At 64.1% G+C, this 17,565-nt stretch carries 17 protein-coding genes; 16 read left to right on the top strand and 1 reads right to left on the bottom strand.

Going from position 1 to position 17,565, the window contains the following annotated elements:
* Positions 1-4: 4 nt before the first annotated feature.
* Genes FAX90_RS00470 through FAX90_RS00395 form a run of 16 tightly spaced genes read left to right on the top strand, consistent with a single transcriptional unit; the run spans position 5 to position 17,320 of the window.
* Positions 5-577: a type IV conjugative transfer system protein TraE gene (locus FAX90_RS00470; RefSeq protein WP_144094533.1), complete on the top strand. Its 573-nt coding sequence runs from the start codon at positions 5-7 to the stop codon at positions 575-577.
* Complete coding sequence (locus FAX90_RS00465; RefSeq protein WP_144094531.1) at positions 577-1,335, top strand: type-F conjugative transfer system secretin TraK; 759 nt, start codon at positions 577-579, stop codon at positions 1,333-1,335. Before FAX90_RS00470 ends, FAX90_RS00465 begins: the two co-directional genes overlap by 1 nt.
* Positions 1,328-2,662, top strand: coding sequence for a TraB/TrbI/VirB10 family type IV secretion system protein (locus FAX90_RS00460; protein WP_144094529.1), 1,335 nt, complete (start codon positions 1,328-1,330; stop codon positions 2,660-2,662). Before FAX90_RS00465 ends, FAX90_RS00460 begins: the two co-directional genes overlap by 8 nt.
* Positions 2,659-3,549 carry a DsbC family protein gene (locus tag FAX90_RS00455; RefSeq protein WP_144094527.1) on the top strand — a complete coding sequence of 297 codons (891 nt, stop codon included), beginning with the start codon at positions 2,659-2,661 and terminating at the stop codon, positions 3,547-3,549. The genes FAX90_RS00460 and FAX90_RS00455 overlap by 4 nt, the downstream gene beginning before the upstream one ends.
* Before the next feature lie 5 nt (positions 3,550-3,554).
* Positions 3,555-4,301, top strand: a complete 747-nt coding sequence (locus FAX90_RS00450) for a conjugal transfer protein TraV (RefSeq protein ID WP_144094526.1) — start codon at positions 3,555-3,557, stop codon at positions 4,299-4,301.
* Entirely contained in the window at positions 4,301-6,847 is a 2,547-nt protein-coding gene (traC, locus tag FAX90_RS00445) for a type IV secretion system protein TraC (protein WP_144094524.1), read from the top strand. Before FAX90_RS00450 ends, traC begins: the two co-directional genes overlap by 1 nt.
* A 32-nt stretch (positions 6,848-6,879) precedes the next feature.
* Positions 6,880-7,275, top strand: a complete 396-nt coding sequence (locus FAX90_RS00440; RefSeq protein WP_144094521.1) for a hypothetical protein — start codon at positions 6,880-6,882, stop codon at positions 7,273-7,275.
* Positions 7,276-7,310: 35 nt separating this feature from the next.
* The gene (locus FAX90_RS00435) at positions 7,311-7,679 is read left to right on the top strand and encodes a TrbI F-type domain-containing protein (protein ID WP_240704649.1); all 369 of its coding nucleotides are present in this window, start codon (positions 7,311-7,313) and stop codon (positions 7,677-7,679) included.
* Positions 7,666-8,190 carry a S26 family signal peptidase gene (locus FAX90_RS00430; RefSeq protein ID WP_144094517.1) on the top strand — a complete coding sequence of 175 codons (525 nt, stop codon included), beginning with the start codon at positions 7,666-7,668 and terminating at the stop codon, positions 8,188-8,190. The genes FAX90_RS00435 and FAX90_RS00430 overlap by 14 nt, the downstream gene beginning before the upstream one ends.
* Positions 8,187-8,831 carry a type-F conjugative transfer system protein TraW gene (gene traW / locus FAX90_RS00425; protein WP_144094515.1) on the top strand — a complete coding sequence of 215 codons (645 nt, stop codon included), beginning with the start codon at positions 8,187-8,189 and terminating at the stop codon, positions 8,829-8,831. Before FAX90_RS00430 ends, traW begins: the two co-directional genes overlap by 4 nt.
* Positions 8,828-9,856, top strand: a complete 1,029-nt coding sequence (gene traU / locus FAX90_RS00420; RefSeq protein WP_062902908.1) for a conjugal transfer pilus assembly protein TraU — start codon at positions 8,828-8,830, stop codon at positions 9,854-9,856. Before traW ends, traU begins: the two co-directional genes overlap by 4 nt.
* A 50-nt stretch (positions 9,857-9,906) precedes the next feature.
* Positions 9,907-10,617: a type-F conjugative transfer system pilin assembly protein TrbC gene (gene trbC / locus FAX90_RS00415; RefSeq protein WP_240704647.1), complete on the top strand. Its 711-nt coding sequence runs from the start codon at positions 9,907-9,909 to the stop codon at positions 10,615-10,617.
* The gene (locus FAX90_RS00410) at positions 10,614-12,335 is read left to right on the top strand and encodes a conjugal transfer protein TraN (protein ID WP_144094512.1); all 1,722 of its coding nucleotides are present in this window, start codon (positions 10,614-10,616) and stop codon (positions 12,333-12,335) included. Before trbC ends, FAX90_RS00410 begins: the two co-directional genes overlap by 4 nt.
* Complete coding sequence (locus FAX90_RS00405; protein WP_144094510.1) at positions 12,316-13,152, top strand: conjugal transfer protein TraF; 837 nt, start codon at positions 12,316-12,318, stop codon at positions 13,150-13,152. Before FAX90_RS00410 ends, FAX90_RS00405 begins: the two co-directional genes overlap by 20 nt.
* A gap of 1 nt (position 13,153) precedes the next feature.
* Positions 13,154-14,578, top strand: a complete 1,425-nt coding sequence (locus FAX90_RS00400; protein WP_144096764.1) for a conjugal transfer protein TraH — start codon at positions 13,154-13,156, stop codon at positions 14,576-14,578.
* A gap of 39 nt (positions 14,579-14,617) precedes the next feature.
* The gene (locus FAX90_RS00395; protein ID WP_144094508.1) at positions 14,618-17,320 is read left to right on the top strand and encodes a conjugal transfer protein TraG N-terminal domain-containing protein; all 2,703 of its coding nucleotides are present in this window, start codon (positions 14,618-14,620) and stop codon (positions 17,318-17,320) included.
* Between the two features lie 4 nt (positions 17,321-17,324).
* Here the strand turns inward: FAX90_RS00395 and FAX90_RS00390 are convergent, their stop codons facing one another.
* Positions 17,325-17,552 carry a hypothetical protein gene (locus tag FAX90_RS00390; protein ID WP_144094506.1) on the bottom strand — a complete coding sequence of 76 codons (228 nt, stop codon included), beginning with the start codon at positions 17,550-17,552 and terminating at the stop codon, positions 17,325-17,327.
* Positions 17,553-17,565 lie beyond the last annotated feature (13 nt).

Raw genomic sequence — 17,565 nt, 5'->3', positions numbered from 1 at the left:
ATCCATGTTTGCCGACATTTCACACGAGCGTCAGCAGTCGCTGCTGCGCCAGCGCAACCTCTTCGCGCTCACCAGCGCCGGGCTTGGCATTGCGCTCGTCGTCGCCGTCTGCCTTGCTGCCACCCGCGACCGCGAAGTCGTGCTCCTGCCGACGCTCCCCAAGCAGCTCATCGTCAGCAGCGCGGGGGTCGAGGCCGACTATCTCGAACTCGTGACCCGCGATGCCGCGCTCGTCTTGCTCAATCGCAGTCCCGAGGGCCTCGACTACTGGATGGACGAAATCCTGAAGCTCGCCGATCCGGCCAGCTACGGTCGCCTCAAGGCCGATCTCGTCCGGATCGTCGAGGAACAGCGTGGCTCGGACGTCACCCAGGCCTTCGTCATCCGGTCGATGACCGTCGACCCCAAGGGGCTGACGTCCGATGTGACCGGCACGCTCAAGACCTTTGTCGGCGCCCAGGTCATCGCGAGCGACGAACGCCGTTTCCGCTTCAACTGGACCTACCGGGGCCTGCGTCTCGCGCTGTCAGGCTTCAGCCAGTTGCCACCCAAAGACTCAACGAAGGAGGCCCAGTGATGGCTTACCGACGCAAGACGCGCGCGTGGAGCCTGGCTCTTTGCGCCAGCACCATTCTCGCATTTTCAGGGAGCGGCGCCCAGGCCGCCGACCAGTTCAAACAGGCTGCAGACGGAGCGAGCATCGAATGCGCCGTGTCGGCCCGCGAACTGACGCGCTTTGCGCTCGTCGACGACCAGTTTGCCAGCGTTTCGAAGATCTCGACCGGAACGCCCTACAACGATTTTGCGGTCACCAACGAGCCGCTGCGCGGCGACATCTATGTGTCGGTGCCCGAGACCTTTGCGGCCCGGTCGATCAGCTTCTTCGCTACGACCAAGAAGGGCTTCGTCTACAAGGTCTCCTGCCAGGTCGAGTCTGTTCCGGCAGTCCAGGTCTTCATCACCAACCCGGCGATCGCGACGAACAAGGCGGCAGGCTGGGAAAGCGAAACGCCGCTGGAGACGAGCGCAGTACGCCTCATCCAGGCCATGGCCAATGACCGCACGGTCGAAGGTTTTGAAGTCCGGCAATCCTCGGCACTTCCGACACGGGTCGGCGATCTCGAGATTCAGCTCATCGCCGATTACCGCGGCAGCGCGCTCGCCGGAAAGGTCATCCGCCTGGCGAACCGTGGCCGCAAGCCGCTGACGCTTGCCGAAGCGGATCTCGCGTCATCCCAGACACTCGCAATCTCGATCGCCCAGCCCACTCTCAAATCGGGAGAAAGCACGGTCGCCTTCATCGTCGGTTCGAACGGAGGGTTGGGCCATGACTGACGCTCCCTCGATCTCAACCCCGGTACAGGCCGATCCGGCATCACCGTCGCCGGTGACCAGCCTCAACGCGAAGACCGCGCGGCGGCAGAAACTTCTGCTTGGCTCCCTGGGCGTAGTCGCACTTGTCGGCGGCAGCTGGTTCATCCTGGGCGGCGACGACAACGCGAAGAGCGATGATCCCACCGCCGCGCAGACCATCGACACGGCAGGGCTCATCAATCGCGACCTTTCGCAGCGCGAGTTCGTCGCGACTTACGGCAATCGTCTCGATGCCGTGACCCGCGAGCAGAAGGCCATGAAGGACGCGAGCCTCCCGCGCGAGGAAATCGAATCCCAGCTGGCTGCACTCAAGGCCGAGAACCAGGCCATGCGGGTCGACGGCCAGGCCGCGATCGATGCGATCTCCGCTGAGAATGCGGATCTGAAATCGCGCCTTGCCAGCCCGGCCGCCCCGGCAGCCGCAAGCCTGCCGCCACCGGCCTACGGTCCGCAGGCGGGTGGCTACGATGCGCGCGGTCGACCGGTTCAGCCTGCCCCTGCGGGTTCTGCGCTGGGCGCGAACGAAACCGGCCTGCCCGGTCCCGGCGAAGTCAAACTCATGAGCTTCACTTCCGACAAGGCAGGAGCCAGCGGACTGAGGGCGGCTCGCCCGGAAGCGCCGCCGGTGGTGGTCGAGGACTCGCCCGACTATCTCCCGCCCAATTCCTATGCTCCAGCCAAGGTCATCGTCGGCGTCGATGCGTCGGCAGGCGTCGCGAGCCAGACCGATCCGCTTCCCGTGGTGCTGCGCATTACCGGTCCGGCGCGATCGGTCATGCAGAACGGCAAGGTTCTGACCACGCGGCTTCAGGGCTGCATCGTCAATGGCGCAGCGCGCGGCGATCTCTCGTCCGAGAAGGTTTACGTGAAGCTGGCGCGGATGACCTGCGACCAGCCCGGTGGGCGCGTCGCGGTGAGCGAGGTCAAGGGCTTCATCAGCTTTGCCGGAAAATCGGGCGTGCGTGGCCGTGTCGTTAGCCGCGAGGGCAGCCTTGTCAGCCAGGCCCTGCTTGCCGGGATTGTCGGCGGGTTCGGGCGCGGCTTTTCGGCGAACGCCAACAGCGTCTTCTCCGGCGTCACGACCAATGCCGACGGCACTCGCTCGAAGCTCTCTGCCGGCGACATCCTTGGCGGCGGGCTCGGCCAGGGCGCTGCGGACGCCGCCGATACGGTCAGCAAATATCTGATCGAGCGCGCCGAACAATACCAACCCGTCGTCGAGATGCCGACCGGCATCGATGTCGAGATCGTCTTCCTCGACGGCGTTTACGTGAGGAACTCCCAATGACCCCCGTCGCAAACGATCCGACCCTGACCAAGCCGCGGCGCTGGCTCCGACCTGTGGCGGCGGTCGCTGCCGTCGTCGCCCTGTCAGCCGCAACTGGCTGGGGCGTGGCCAGCCTCGCTTCCCCGACCCAGGCTCCCGACACGGCAAAGGTGCGCGCCGCGCTCAAGCTGCGCCTCCCGAAGACGCCGATCGACGCCATCACCTGCGATGGCCTTGGCGGCCTGTGCGAAGTCGCCTCGAAATCGACGCTGTTCTACGTCGATCGCGCGGCGAAGTATCTGGTGATCGGGCGCATCTACGACATGGAAGCGCGTCAGGACCTGACCGCAGCCCGTCTCCTCGCACTCAACCCAGACTTGCTGGCTGCTGGTGCTGCACGGCGGAGCAATGCCAACGAAGAAAGCCAGCCCGCCCCGCGCGCCACCCCGCAGAAGGTATCGCTCGCCGGCCTGCCCGCGAACGGCGCGATCACCTGGGGACCACCCCACGGCCCCAAGGTCGTCGTCTTTTCCGATTTCCACTGCGGCTACTGCAAGAAGCTCGAAGCCGAACTGAAGGCGATCGGCGCGCGCGTCGAGGAGCGGCCCATTTCGATCTTCGGGGCCGACAGCCGCCGCGATGCCGAACGTGTGCTGTGCTCGCCGCGGCCCGAGCTGTCCCTGCACATGGCCTATTCGGGTCTCGCGCTCGCCAATCCGAAGCCGTGTGTCACGAGCGGGCTCGATGCCAACGAGGCATTTGCCAAGGCCCACGGCTTCAACGGAACGCCGGTGATCGTGCGCCCGTCCGATGGCGCGATCCTCGAAGGGTATCGCCCGGCTTCCGTGCTTCGCGAATTCCTCAAGCCCGCAAAAGCGGCCGCCCTCGCTCCGGCCAAGAAAGGATAATCGTCATGGGATTTTCCCACCGTATTCTCGCCTCTGCCTGCCTTGCCGTGCTGACAAGCGGCTGCGCCACCTTCGGCACCAATGTTGAGGGCGATTTCACCTGCCGTGCCCCCAAGGGCGACTGCGCCCCCAGCCAGGTGATCGATGCGCGCGCGACCAGGGATTTGTCAGCGACCGGACCGGTCCAGGATAGGCTGCGTCCGCCTGTTTCCGTCGCGTCCGGCGATCAGGGCCGCACCTCCGAACGGACGCTCAGGATCGTCTTTCCGGCGCACATCGATGAAACCGGAACGCTGCACGACGATGCGGTCGCCTGGGCGGTCGTCGAAAATCCGCGCTGGGCCGCAGAACTGCGCCGCAAGGCAGGCGAGGATACCGCCCCGCCGCTGATGCGGCAGCTCAGGCGCCAGCTGAAGGCCGCACAGGCCAAGAGCGATCTCCTGAACGAAACCACTACCCTTCCCCCGGCCGAACAGTCCGAAGCCGAGACGTTCGATCTCGGTCAGCCCTTTCAGCCTTCGTCCTCGCTCGGGGACATCCCCTCTGCCTCGCCGCTGGTCCTCCCCTCCACGGCGCGCGAGGCGGTTGCCGGTGCGAGCGCACCGGCGGTCGAGGGGTTCGACATGGCGCAGCCCCCGCATGATCGAACCCCTCGGCCCTCGGCCGACAAGGCCCCGCTGATCTTCCCGACCATCGAGGCGATCGAGGCCGCCAAGAACGCCGCCGCCAAGGCACACAAGGAGCCCAAGTGATGGCCGAGAAACTCAAGACGATTGTCGACAGGCTCCTTACCGGGCTTCTGGGCGATGCCGAGCACGCCGAACATGACCGGCCTGCCCTGATGCTCGATCTGCTCTCGGACTGGCTCCCATACCGGGTCTACGATCCGGCGAGCCGGCTCTATTTCAACGCGCGCTCCAAAGGCTTCGTGCTCTCGGTCACTCCTCTGATCGGGGCGGACGAACGCACTGGCGAGATCCTCGGGTCATTCTTCTCCGAAGGGCTTCCGGCAGGCGCCTGTCTCCAGGTCCTGCATCTCGCCTCCCCGCGCATCAGCCGGATCGTCGCACCCTGGTTTGCGCCGCGCTATGTCCAGGGCGGCGTCTACGAGGCGATTGCCCGTCACCGCGCGCGTCGGCTCTATGGCCTTGTTTGGGAATCCGGCTCACAGGACGCGCCCTTTCACGCCCGGCACCATCAGGTCATCGTTTCGGTCGGCGTGCCTGCGGCCAAGGCGGTCAGCAACGAAGATCTCAAGCAGACCCGCGACGGCCTCATCGCCATGCTGAAGTCGCTCAATCTGGGCGTTGCCGAAGTCGAGCCACAGCAACTGATCGCCATCATCGACGACCTGACTTCGCCGACCACCGCGCCGCAAGACGATGCCTTGCCCTATAATCCGAACGACGCGATCGCGGCCCAGGCGATCCGGCACGATATCGAGCTCGTCATCCACGAAGACCGGATGCGGCTCGTCACCGAGCGGTTTCGTGCGACGGGCAAGATCGAAGACGGCGTTCCCGAGATCGGCACAGTCTATCCAGACGCGTTCGACGTGCGGCATTTTTCCTCGCGCAACATGCCCCAGCGCTGGGCGCCGTGGGAATGCGCGCGGCTCATCGGCGACATGTTCACCGACAAGCTGCGCTTCCCCTGCCCGGCCGCGACTATGCTGTGCCTCGTCTATCCCGACCAGGAAGCCGCTTCGGCCAAGGCCGGCTTCAAATTCATGCGCACGACGAGCCTTGCCGGAACGCGCAGCGCGCGTTTTCTGCCCCGCATCGGCGAGCAGGCGGCAGAGTGGCAGCATGTGCAATCCGAGCTGCAGGAAGGCCGACGTTTGGTGCGGGTCTTCTATGGCCTGACGACCTACTCCCCGCTCGGCCGCGGGGACCGCGACGAACGCGCGATCAAGTCGATCTACAAAGCGGCGGGCTGGGATCTTGCCGACGAGCGTTACCTGCAGATACAGGGGCTGCTGGCGGCCATGCCGATGACGCTGGCCGATGGGCTTGGCGCGGACATGGAGCGCCTCAAGCGCTTCAAGACCGTGCTCTCGACGACAGCGGCCAATATCGCCCCCATGCAGGGCGAGTATCTCGGCAGTGTCCATCCGCACCTGCTGTTCGTGGGCCGGCGCGGCCAGCCCTTCTTCTGGTCGCCGTTCGAGAATGATGCTGGCAACCACAATGTCGCGATCTGCGGCAAATCCGGCTCGGGGAAGTCTGTGCTGCTGCAGGAAATGTGCGCGGCGTTGCGCGGCGCTGGCGCTCAGGTCGTGGTCATCGACGACGGGCGCAGCTTCGAGCATTCGGTGAAGCTGCAAGGCGGCCGGTTCGTCGAGTTCACGATGAAGGCGGGCTTCTGCCTCAATCCGTTCTCGATGATCGATGGCGAGCGCGCGGCCGAAGACGAGGATTACCGGCTCGACTGCTTCGGCATGGTCAAGGCCATTGTCGGCCAGATGGCGCGGCACAGTGCAAAGCTCAACGACACCGAGCGCGGCCTGATCGACCGGGCGGTCAACATGGTCTGGAGCGAACGGGGCGTCGATGCCTCGATCACCGGCGTCGGCGAAGCACTGGCCGGTCTCGGCAACGAAGCCGCGAGCGACCTCGCCACGGCGCTTGCGCCATACATGGCCGGCGGCACCTATGGCGCCTTCTTCGAAGGCCAGGCGAGCCTCGATCTCGACACCGATTTCACCGTCTTCGAGATGTCAGACCTCGCCGCCCGCGAGGAACTGCGCAGCGTCGTTCTCTCGGCGATCATGTTCATGACCAGCCAGGCCATGACCCGCAGCCCGCGCTCGGTGAGGAAGCTGCTCTTGATCGACGAAGCGTGGTCGATGCTCAAGGGTGGCTCGATGGGCGAGTTCGTCGAAACCTATGCCCGCACCTGCCGCAAGTATGGCGGGGCGCTGGCAACCGCGACGCAGTCACTCAACGACTATTACAAGTCCGATGGAGCGACCGCTGCGCTCGAAAACAGCGACTGGATGCTGATCCTCCAGCAGAAGCCCGAGACGATCGCCGATTTCAAGGCGTCGAAGCGCCTCGACATGGACGACCGCACCGAGACCCTGATCCGCAGCCTGAAGCGTTCGGGCAGCGACTATTCGGAAGTCTTCATCAAGGGCCCGGAGACCGAAGCCATCGGCCGGCTCGTGCTCGACGACTATTCGGCGACGCTGTTCTCAAGCTCGCCCCAGACCTTTGCCGCGATCGATGCCGAAATTGCGCGCGGCCACCAGCTTGCCGACGCGATCGAACGGATCGCCTTTGCCAATCGCACCTGACTTCGCCCTCCATCCAAGGACACCCAAAACCGATGCCACTCCATCTCGTCACGCCGATCGACCGGGCCCAGGACGCCCGTGCCGACAGCGACAGCCTCGAATTGCCGGACAAGAGCTGGCGCTCCCATGCCGCCGACCTTTGCTACATTGTGCTTCGCGGCAGCACCTTCCTCGCCTCGAGCTACCTCATGGCGCTTGGGCTGCCGCTGCTCTTCTTCCTTCTGATTTCCGGCGGCGATGCCGGGGTCTTCTTCGCCCATCTCGCCAATATTTCGGACCGTTTTCTCGGCGCCGAGCAAGGCCGCCAGATCGGTTTCCTCGACGAGTTCAAGTTCGTCCTCATCGGTGTCGCAACGCTCGTCGTGGTCTGGCGCCTGCCGCGCTTCATCAACGATCTCGAGCGCGAGCTTTCGGGAGAAAAGCTGTGAAGAACATATTGGCAACACCGTCCCTGAGCGGCCGCATGAGTGCGGTGAACTGGACTGCCGTCGCGCTCGGTTTGAGCATGGTCGGCTCGGCGCTCTGGGGCGTCTGGGCGACCGACAAGCTTCTCGCGCTCGACAAGCGCGAAGTGGTGACCGTGCAGCTGAGCCGCATCATGGGCGACTTCATCGAAGCCGAGGCTCGCGCAGGCCGACCGCCAGAAGAAACCAAGATGCGCGTCCAGGCCTATCTCCAGGCGGTCGAAGCCTCGGTCGAACATCTGGGCCGCGAGGGCCGCACGGTGCTTGTCGCCGAAGCGGTGGTGGCCGGCAGCACGCCTGATCTCACCGAAGCCGTGCGCGCCGATGTCGCGCGCCGCGTGGGGGCCATTCCCGATGCGCGCCGCTGATCTTGTCCTCCACTCACCAACCGGGCGGCGCCTCGCGCTGTGGTCAGGGCTTGGCGCGGCAGCGCTCGCGCTCACCTCGCTCGCCGCCTTCTCGAAGGACCATGCGCTGATGATCAACGCCAGTCCGAGCCTGCCATACTGGGCGATCTGGCTCGATCGCGGCGCGCTGCCACAGCGCGGCGAGATCATTTTGTTCGATCCGCCCGCCTCGCCGCTGCTCGAAAGGCACTTCGGCAAGAAGCCCAAGCCGTTCGGCAAGAAGGTGAGCGGAATGCCCGGCGACATCGTGACCGAAAAGGAGCGCAGCTTCTTCGTCAATGGCCGCAAGGTTGCGGTAGCCAAGCGCGCAAGCCGTTTCGGCGAGCCACTGGCGCTCGGTCCGACAGGTGTGGTGCCTCAAGGCTGCTATTTCGTCACCACCGCGCACAAGGACGGCTTCGACAGCCGCTATGCGGCGATCGGGTGGATCTGCGCCAGGCGCATTCTCGGGGTCGGGAGGCCGATCCTGTGACACCGCTGCGCGCCGCCCCATTCCTCGTAGTTGCTCTTCTGATGGCCGCGCCGGCAAGCGCCCGCGACTACGGCCAGCAAGGCACGGTCTGGTCCGTGATCGAGCCTGACCTGCTCGAGCAAATCCATGCGCGTCTCACCCATCTCGAGAAGACCGGCGAGACGGCCAAGCTCAACGAGGAGCTGAAGCAGCGCACGATCGCGCGCGTCAACCGCCCTGAGCCAGTCGCGGGGATCAATGCCGCGGCGGCGGCGCGTAGCTGGCGGTTTGATCCGACGATCAGCGTGGAGCGCGACATTGCCGACGACAAGGGCCGGGTGATCGTCGCCGCCGGAACTCGGGTTAATCCGCTCGACACCGTACCGCTGCGTGTGCCGCTGGTCTTCCTCGACGGGGATGACCCCGAGCAGCTTGCCTGGGCAACCCGGCGCTATGCCAGCACCAAGGCCAAACTCATCCTCGTACGCGGCGCGCCGCTTGAACTGATGAAGGCCCGCCAGCGCCGTTTCTATTTCGACCAGGGCGGCAGCCTCGTGAAGCATTTCGGCATCCGCGCCGTGCCCGCAACCGTCGAGCAGCAGGGCCGCGTCCTTATCATTACCGAGCAGCCGGTTCGACCCAAGGAGCGCGCATCGTCATGAGCAGAAAAAATCGTCTTCTCACATGGATTTGCTGCGCGCTCCTTGCCTGTAGTCTGAGCCTTGCTGCCGCTTCGCCAGCGCAGGCATCTGCCGGTCCGGGCCGCTGCACAGGCAAGTTCGTCAATCCGATCACGGACATCTGCTGGTCGTGCCTGTTTCCGATCTCGGTCGGCGGCCTGAAGATCTGGCCGTCGAGCCGTCCCGACACGAGCAACCCGGCGCTCCCCGTTTGCCTGTGCGGTTTGCGGCCGGGCATCGCCATGGGCTTCTGGGAACCGGTGCGGCTTGCCGACGTCAGCATGAAGCCCTGGTGTTTCGTCAATCTCGGCGGGATGAAACTCGATCCCGGTTTCGACATCGGGTTCAAGTCGATGGCGGGTCCTTCGGCGGTGGGCGGCGCGACGCAATACAATTCGCAGTGGCATGTCCACTGGTATGCCTATCCGCTGATCTACTGGATGGAGATCGTTGCCGATTTCCTGTGCCTCGAACAGGGCTCGGTCGACATTCTCTACATCACCGAGATCGATCCGCTCTGGCAGGACAGCGAGCTCACCGCGATCATCAATCCCGAAGCGGTTCTCTTCGCCAATCCGCTCGCGCTTGCGGCCTGTGCGGCTGACTGCGTTGCTGCGACGGCCAAGCTCCCGACCGACGAGCTCTTCTGGTGTGCGGGATGCCAGGGCAGCATGTATCCCTTGAATGGCAATGTCTCGGCGACGATTGGGCACGTCCAGGCATCTCGGCTCGCCCTCGCCCGCTTCTCCTATAAGCTCCACCGCGAACTCGTCGCCTGGGGCACGATGGGCAGCAAGGGGCTCTGCGGCAAGTATCTGATGCCGGTGATGAGGAAGCAGCAATACCGCTTCCAGGCCACCAATCCCAATCCGCAGACCAAGGGCCGCTACGCCTGCGCGCCCATTGGCGCATCCACAACCTTCATGTCGGCAGGCCAGGTCTATCCCGCCATCGGCGAGGACATGGGCTATCTGGTCTGGCGCAAACGGAACTGCTGCGCGTTATGAAAATACTCCCTCATCTCCTTGTAATCGCGTCGATCACTGGCGCCGCCGCCATGGCGGGAGCCGCAGCGCGGACGAGCGAGCCGGAGCTCGATCTCGAAGCGATACGCGCCCGCGCCAAGGTCGAGGCGAGCGAAGCCGATGCGCTTGCCGCCAGTGCCCGCGCGCGCGCCGAAGCGGTCCTTAGCCAAGCCAATGCCAGCGCCGCCGAAGCCCAGGCGCACGGCAAGCGCTACACCGAGCAGGCGGCAAGAACCGCGCGGCCAGAAAGTGAGGACGTCTTCGACTTCGACAAGATGGTGGCCGACGCGGGCACCATGGCCAGCGAGGGCTTGGGTGAAGCACCCCGCTTCATCGCCTTCGCTTCGCTCTCGATGCCGCCGGCAGCCTTGCGCGCCATGGCGGACGACGTCGCCCGCGCAGGCGGTGTGGTCGTGCTTCGCGGGCTGCCAGGAGGCAGCGCCAAGACCCTGACTGCGGCGCTCGCGAAAGTCGCAGCGGACGGCGGCAAGCTCGACGCGGTCGGCATCGATCCGCGCCTGTTTCGCGCCTTCGGGGTCGAGGCGGTCCCCACCTATGTGGTGAGCAGCAGCGATTTCGATCTCTGCGATGGCTTCGAGTGCCGGACCCAGGTTCCGCCCCACGACCGGATGAGCGGCAATGTCAGCGTGTCCTATGCGCTCGAAACCTTCGCGCAAGGCGGTGGTCCCGGCGCCCTTCTCGCATCCCAGCATCTTGCCCGCCTGCAACGGAGTGACCCATGAAGCGGCTTCTCCTTCCCCTTCTCTATCTCGCCTGCGCCTGTCTGCCGGCAAGCGTCTCGGCCCAGACCACAACCGATGCCGCCAAGGCGGATGGCAAGGCGTTCGGGCGCGACCGGGCGGCCGCAGCGCAGAGCGCGGCGACAACCGACCCGGATGCAAACCGCATTCCCAATTTCGGGGGTGTACCGAACCAATCGGGCTATTTCGATGATCCCGACCGGATGGCGCGTGAAGCCGCGAGCCAGGCAACGGCGAACACTGGCTACCGGACCATGCGCGATTCTATGGATCGCCGTGCGCAGTTCGCGCCCCAGGACCTCGACGCGGTTGTCGCGCGCAGCAATGTCATCAACGACGATCCGCTCTCCTACACGAGCGGCATGAGCATCAGCGGGAGCCAGGGCCGCTGCGTCCTCCTGCCTCCGGGAACCGGCACCGCAGCGCGCTACATGGCGACCTGCAATGTCGGCTATACCGCGAACCAGGAGACCAGAAGCTGCCCGGTGACGCTGAATGCCACGATCGAGCAGCGGCAGGTCTATGGCTACTACTGCGTCGGCGGGAGCGGCGTCGATCCGGCGTCGATCTACAATTGCAATCGCTACCCGGCGCCGCAGTGCACGGTCACGCAGTCCTATCCGATCAATCTGTGCGATCCCTATCTCGGCATCTACTGGGGCTGTAACTCGGGCGACCTGCGCGTCGATCTCGTAAGCTGCACTGCACCGGTCGATGGCGCGACGCCCTTCACCGTAACCGGCGAGAACGTCGTCACGACGAGCCGCGATGAAAGCCAGTGCGCGGGCCTTGCTGCGGACAGCTCATGCCAGCAGGACACCGAGACCTGCACCGACAGCGATCCTGTCACCCGGATTGTCGACGGCATCGCGGTCACCCAGCCCTGCTGGGCGTGGTCGCGCAGCTATACCTGCGCCCAATTTACGCAAGCTCAGGACTGCCAGACGCTGGAAAGCACGCCCGGCTGCTCGCTGGTGCGCGAAGACTGCCTTTCGGGGGAGCCCTGTCGAACCTGGGAGCGGGTCTACGACTGCCCGGTCCCGGACCAGCCTGCGAATACCAGCCAGTTCATCTGCGACGGCGACGTCTATTGCATCGATGGCTCGTGCGAGACGATCGAGCGCGAGGCCAATGACGAGTTCAAGGACGCGGTTGTCGCGCTCAACGCAATGGACCAGGCACGGCGCGAGTTCGATCCCGACACGCTCACCCTGTTCAAGGGTACGCGCAACACCTGCTCGTCCAAGGTCTTCGGCGTGCTCAATTGCTGCAAGGGCAAAGGCTTCCCGCTCATTCCGGGTATCCAGCTGCTTGTCGCGCTCGGCTGCAGCCGCGAGGAAATGCTGCTTCACCAGCGTGATGTGCAGGGCCTATGCGCCTATGTCGGGACCTATTGCTCGGACAGCTTCCTGGGCGTCTGCCTCACCAAGAAGAAGGTCTATTGCTGCTTTGAATCCAAGCTTTCGCGGATCCTGCAGGAACAGGGCCGCCAGCAACTGAACAAGCCCTGGGGCAAGCCCAAGACCGAGCAGTGCCTTGGCTTCACCATCGACGAGTTCTCGCGGCTCGATCTTTCGAAGATGGATTTCAGCGAGGTCTACGCCGAATTCACCGAAGCCGCTCGCCTGCCCGACGAGCTGCAGGCCGCCACCGAAATCCAGCAGAAAATCGAGGACTATTATGCCCGCGCCAGCCAATAAGGCCCCCCGGCGGCTGCTTGCCGCCTTCCTCTCGCTCACCGCTGTTGCGCCCACGCTCAGTGCTCCGGCACGCGGGCAGGAACCGCCGCTGGTCACGACCAGCGACAGCCAGGACAGCTTCTACTGCGAGGAGCGGCGCCTTGGTTACTGGTTCTATTGCACCAGGCCCAAGCCGCCCGAAGGGCAGGAGGAGACATCCGAGCCTGCTCCGAGTGCGACGAGCCAGCTCGATGCCATCACGGCAAATCTGCGCGAACTGAAAGCCAAGGCGATTCTCGAGCCGACGCCGGCCAATGTGACGGCCTATATCCGCTTCCAGCGCGCCCAGCTCGACCGGGCATCTCTGTTCAGCGATGTCTGGCAGCGGGCGATCTGGCAGGATCCTGATCTCGACTACACGCTCCAGCGGCCAGTCTCGACGCTCGGCAAGCGCCAGTGGCAGGACTCGCGCAACGCCGAGCGCAATGCGGTCATGGCGCAGCTGTCCGAACGCTACGGGCTGTTCTACTTCTTCGCCCAGAGCTGCGGCGCCTGCGAAGTCATGTCGCCGATCGTCCAGAGCGTTGCTTCGACCTGGCACATCACGGTGCGCGCGATTTCGACCGACGGCGGCCCCTCACGCCATTTCCCAAATTACACGGTCGAGACCAATCAGCGCAGCCGCATGGGGCTCGAGCCCAAGGTCACGCCGGCGGTGGTGCTCTGGGATGCCGCCAAGGGCCAGCCCATCCCGATCGGCTACGGCGTGATGAGTGCCGACGAGCTTCAGGACCGCATTTACCTCCTCACATCGAAGGAAGCCGGACGTGACTACTAGGATGAAACGTGCCGTCGCCGCGATCCTCGCGGCCACCCTGCCCCTTACAAGCGCATCGGCCGATGTCGGCAGTTCGATGGACTCGTTCCTCAACGATGTTGGCGGCGCCGCCAACGTCAATGGGCCGACCGCGTTCGAGGGTCAGTCGGCAGGCTATTACAGCCTCGGCAACGTCTGGACGCGCTTCCCGCAGAAGACGACCAACATCGCCAATCTGCAATTGCCGCGCGCCCGTGCGGGCTGCGGCGGAATCGACATCTTCGCCGGATCCTTCAGCTTCATCAACGCGAGCGAGATCGTCGCGATGCTGAAGGCTGTCGCCAACAATGCGGTCGGCTTTGCTTTCAGCCTGGCGATCGACACGGTTTGCCCGGAATGCTCGAAGATCATGCAGGAGTTCAGCCAGAAGGCTCAGCTCATGAACAACCTCAACATCAACTCCTGCGAAATGGCTCAGGGGCTGGTGGGCGGCATCTGGCCCAAGGGCGATCTGGCCGACAAGGCGATCTGCGAAGCGATCGGCAATTCGGAAGGCATCTTCACCGACTATGCCGCCGCCAAGCACGGGTGCGGCACCAAGGGCCAGCGGTCGAGCACGACGGCGCAGGGCTCGGGCAAATATGACGACGTCAATCCCGCCGTCGCGAGAAATTACACCTGGACGATCCTCAAGAAGTCCGCATTCTTTTCGCCGAATGGCACTTTCGACGAGGAACTCGCCGAATATGCAATGACGCTCCTGGGCACGATCATCTACGTCCCGCCCAAGGATGACGAGCCGGGCAAGTTCGTGCCGATCGTCGGGGAAGCGTCCTCAACGCTTGTCACCTCACTGCTCGATGGGACGAGCAACGGAAACGTCCTGATCTTCGACTGTGACGAGCCGGACAAGTGCCTCGATCCCGGCTTCAAGTCGCTCAGCCTTCCCGCATCCAAAGCACTGCGCCCGCGCGTTGCGGCCCTGATCGCCGGCATGATCCAGGCAATCCATGACGACACCGCGATCACCGACGCACAGAAGGAGCTGCTGCAGGTCGCTTCGATCCCGCTCTACAAGATCCTGACGGTCCAGGCGGCCTATGGTCGCGGCATGCCAACCGACGATCGCGAGACGCTGGCGGAGATCGCAAGCGTCGACCTGCTGTTCGCAGTCCTCGACCGGATCGTCAGCGAGGCGGGCCGCTCGATGTCGAGCTTCATCGGCGCGGACGAAGCCAAGATCGCGATGTGGCAGGGCCAGGTGAATGTCGTTCGGCAGGCACTCGCCGACAGGCAGGCGAACACGCATCTGAAGGTCAACGCCATCATGCAGATCATCGAGAAGACGGCCTTCATCGAGAACGTGCTCGCCGCCTCGATGTCGCCCGGCATGGCCGCTTCGCTCGACTGGTCGCGCGGCGTGCAATCGCGCGCCCTTACCCACTGATCCCTTTCAGCGCGCCGACAGCGGCGGGAGCCCAGCATCATGGTCGAGATTTTCACGGTTGGCGGCGGCGACTACCTGGTCAATGTCTTTCAGGCGGTCGCCGCCTGGACGGGCAATGGGGGCTACAAGAGCCTCCTGCAGGTCGTCATGGTCATGGGGCTTGGCCTGTCCGCCATTACTTTGGCGTTCAATCAGGACTGGCGGGCCTGGATCAACTGGTTCCTCGGCGCGACGCTGATCTATTCGTGCCTGATGGTGCCGCGGCTCGACGTCCATGTGACCGACCGGCTCAACCCTAGTCTTGCTCCCGCCAATGTCAGCAATGTGCCGCTGGGGCTTGCGCTGATGGCGAGCTTCACCAGCCAGGTCGGCGACTACCTGACCGGCTCGGCCGAGGTGGTGTTCGGGCTGCCGGGCGATCTCAACTACTCGAAGAACGGCATGATCTACGGCGCGCGGCTCTACGATGCTACGCGCTCCTTGCGTATTTCCGACCCCGAATTTGCCGCCAATCTCGACGAGCACTTCCGGCAATGCGTCTTCTACGACGTGCTGCTTGGCCGCTATTCGATGAAGGAGCTCGCCGAGACCAGCGACATCTGGACGACCATTGCGCCCGGCAGTCAGGCGCGGGCCCAGCGCTTCCTCACCCGCGACACCGGGACCGGTCAGGTGACTTCGAATATCATCACCTGCCGCGAAGCCTATGACGCCCTGAACGCGCAGTGGGCCGGTTTGATCGACGGTATGGGGACGGTCTTCGGGCGCCAGCTTTATCCCAACCAGACCGCCGCCCTCGCCAAGGCCAAGCTTTTTGCTGACTTGCCGGTGGCTTACCAGTACCTCACCGGGGTCTCGGCCAATGCGACCGAGATCTTCAAGCAGACGCTGACGATCAACGCGATGAGCCAGGCCATGCATTCGATGGCGGCGACGAGCGGCGCGGGCAATGTCGATGTCTACGCCCAGACGCGCGCCGATATCCAGACCGAGCGGACCTACGGCTCGATTGCCAGCAACGCGATGAAGTGGGTGCCGCTCCTCAATGTCGTGCTGACCGTGCTTTTCTACGCCCTGTTTCCTGTTCTCTTCCCCCTGTTCCTGCTGCCCAAGACCGGGCCGCTGGCACTCAAAGGCTATGTGACGGGCTTCTTCTACCTGGCGGCATGGGGACCGCTGTTCGTAATCCTGCATATGATGCTGATGTACAAGGGGGCCTCGGACATGAGCGCGGTTGCTGGAAGCAGCGGGCTCAGTCTTGCAAGCTTCACCGGCATGGCCGATGTGAACAGCGATATCGGGCTGCTCGCAGGCTATCTCATCGCCTCGGTGCCGTTTCTGGCCGGCGGCGTCGCCAAGGGCGCCATGGCGATTTCGCACCATGCGACAAGCTATCTCAATCCGAGCCAGAACGCGGCCGAGGAAGCGGCGCGCGAGGCAAGCACAGGCAACGTCTCGCTGGGCAATACCAGCTTCGAGAATTCGAGCGTTCTGACGCGTCAGTTCGCACAAGGGACAATCGCACCAAGCTTCACCTATGGCGCGGCGCAGACCCGCACGTTCAGCGATACCGGCTCGATGACGACGAGTTTCCCCGAAGCCAGCTATGACCAGCTTCCGAACTCGAGCTATCCCTTCACGCCCAGCCTCGGACAGGAGTTCACCTCGCGCCTGTCGACGATGGCATCGCAAGCCCGCTCGAACAGCGAGAGCTATGCGAACATTGCGACGGAATCGACCACCAGCGCGGTCACGAAGTTCCGGGAGCTGCGCAGCCAATTCAGCCGCGGATCGGCTTTCGAGAGCGCGACCGGCACATCCAACTCCGACAGCATCCAGACCGCCTTCAACGAGGTTGACCAGGCGTCCACCAACCTGCAGCGTCAATTCGGCCTATCACGAAGGGCCGCTGACGACATTACTGTTGCCTGGTTCCTTAACGGCGAGGCCGGCGCCAGCGCTGGTGTGACGAATGGTGTGGCTTCCGCGAATATCGGAGCGAAAGGTGGGCGCAACCAATCGTGGACTGACAGCGACATTGGTATCGCATCCGAAGACCGCTCACGCATTTTCGGCAGCCTCGCGCAAATGTCGGACAGTCGGAACTGGTCGAGCACGCGCGATGGGTTTGTTCGCAGTGTCAGCACATCGTCGAGTTCCTCGATTTCCTCGACCGCGAGCGGCATGAACGCTTCGCTCACCGAGGCCCAGAGTTACAGCCGCGAAGCACGACGGGCTGAGGAACTGGCGAACCGCCTCGAAAGCCAGGCATCGTTCTTCGAAGGCAACAGCGCCGCAGGCAGCCTAAACTTGTCACAGGCCTACCGCGAATGGGGCTTGGTCGAAATTGAACGCAATCGCGACTTCTACGGCAATGTCCGCTTCGACGACCTGACCTTCCAACTCAGCCCGGAAGGCCAGGCGCTGCAGGGCAAATTCATTGAAAGCTACGCGGAACAGCTGCGCGACGGGATCGAAGACAGGCTCGTACTGACACCAGGACAGCCAATCTCGCGCCCTTCGGTGACAGGACCCGGATCTGTACGTGGCCGCGCCCAAATCGGTGGAGGGGGTTCAGGAACCGTGCCGCAGGTGGATCAGGGCACTGTTCACGACGAAGTACAGCGCGCTCAGGATGCCGGTCGTCAACGGATCCGCGGGTCCAGACACCGTCTGGACGCAGTTACCAAAGGAGCGCAGGGAGCAAGCGCGGAAGCAGCCGATGACGTGAAGGAATGGTAGAATTTCAGCCCTTCAAGACATCCCAGTAGAGGACAAAGGAGGCGAAAATCGTGAGAATTAGAAATACCGCGACAGTCAGCTTCCGTCCCCACGGGTCGGCCCAGGACTTCTTGATCCGATACTCCATCACGCGATTGTCACGGATCGCCTGATCGATTTCGGACAGCCCCTCCCACTTCGGAGTACGATGCTCAGCGGTGTCGATGTCAAACTTGGTCATGATCGCATTCATCTCGCTTCTCCTT

This window comes from Croceicoccus sediminis (genome assembly GCF_007570835.1).
Taxonomy (GTDB): domain Bacteria; phylum Pseudomonadota; class Alphaproteobacteria; order Sphingomonadales; family Sphingomonadaceae; genus Croceicoccus; species Croceicoccus sediminis.
The sequence above is the reverse complement of the archived record's forward strand: the minus strand, read 5'-3'. Positions and strand labels throughout refer to the sequence as shown.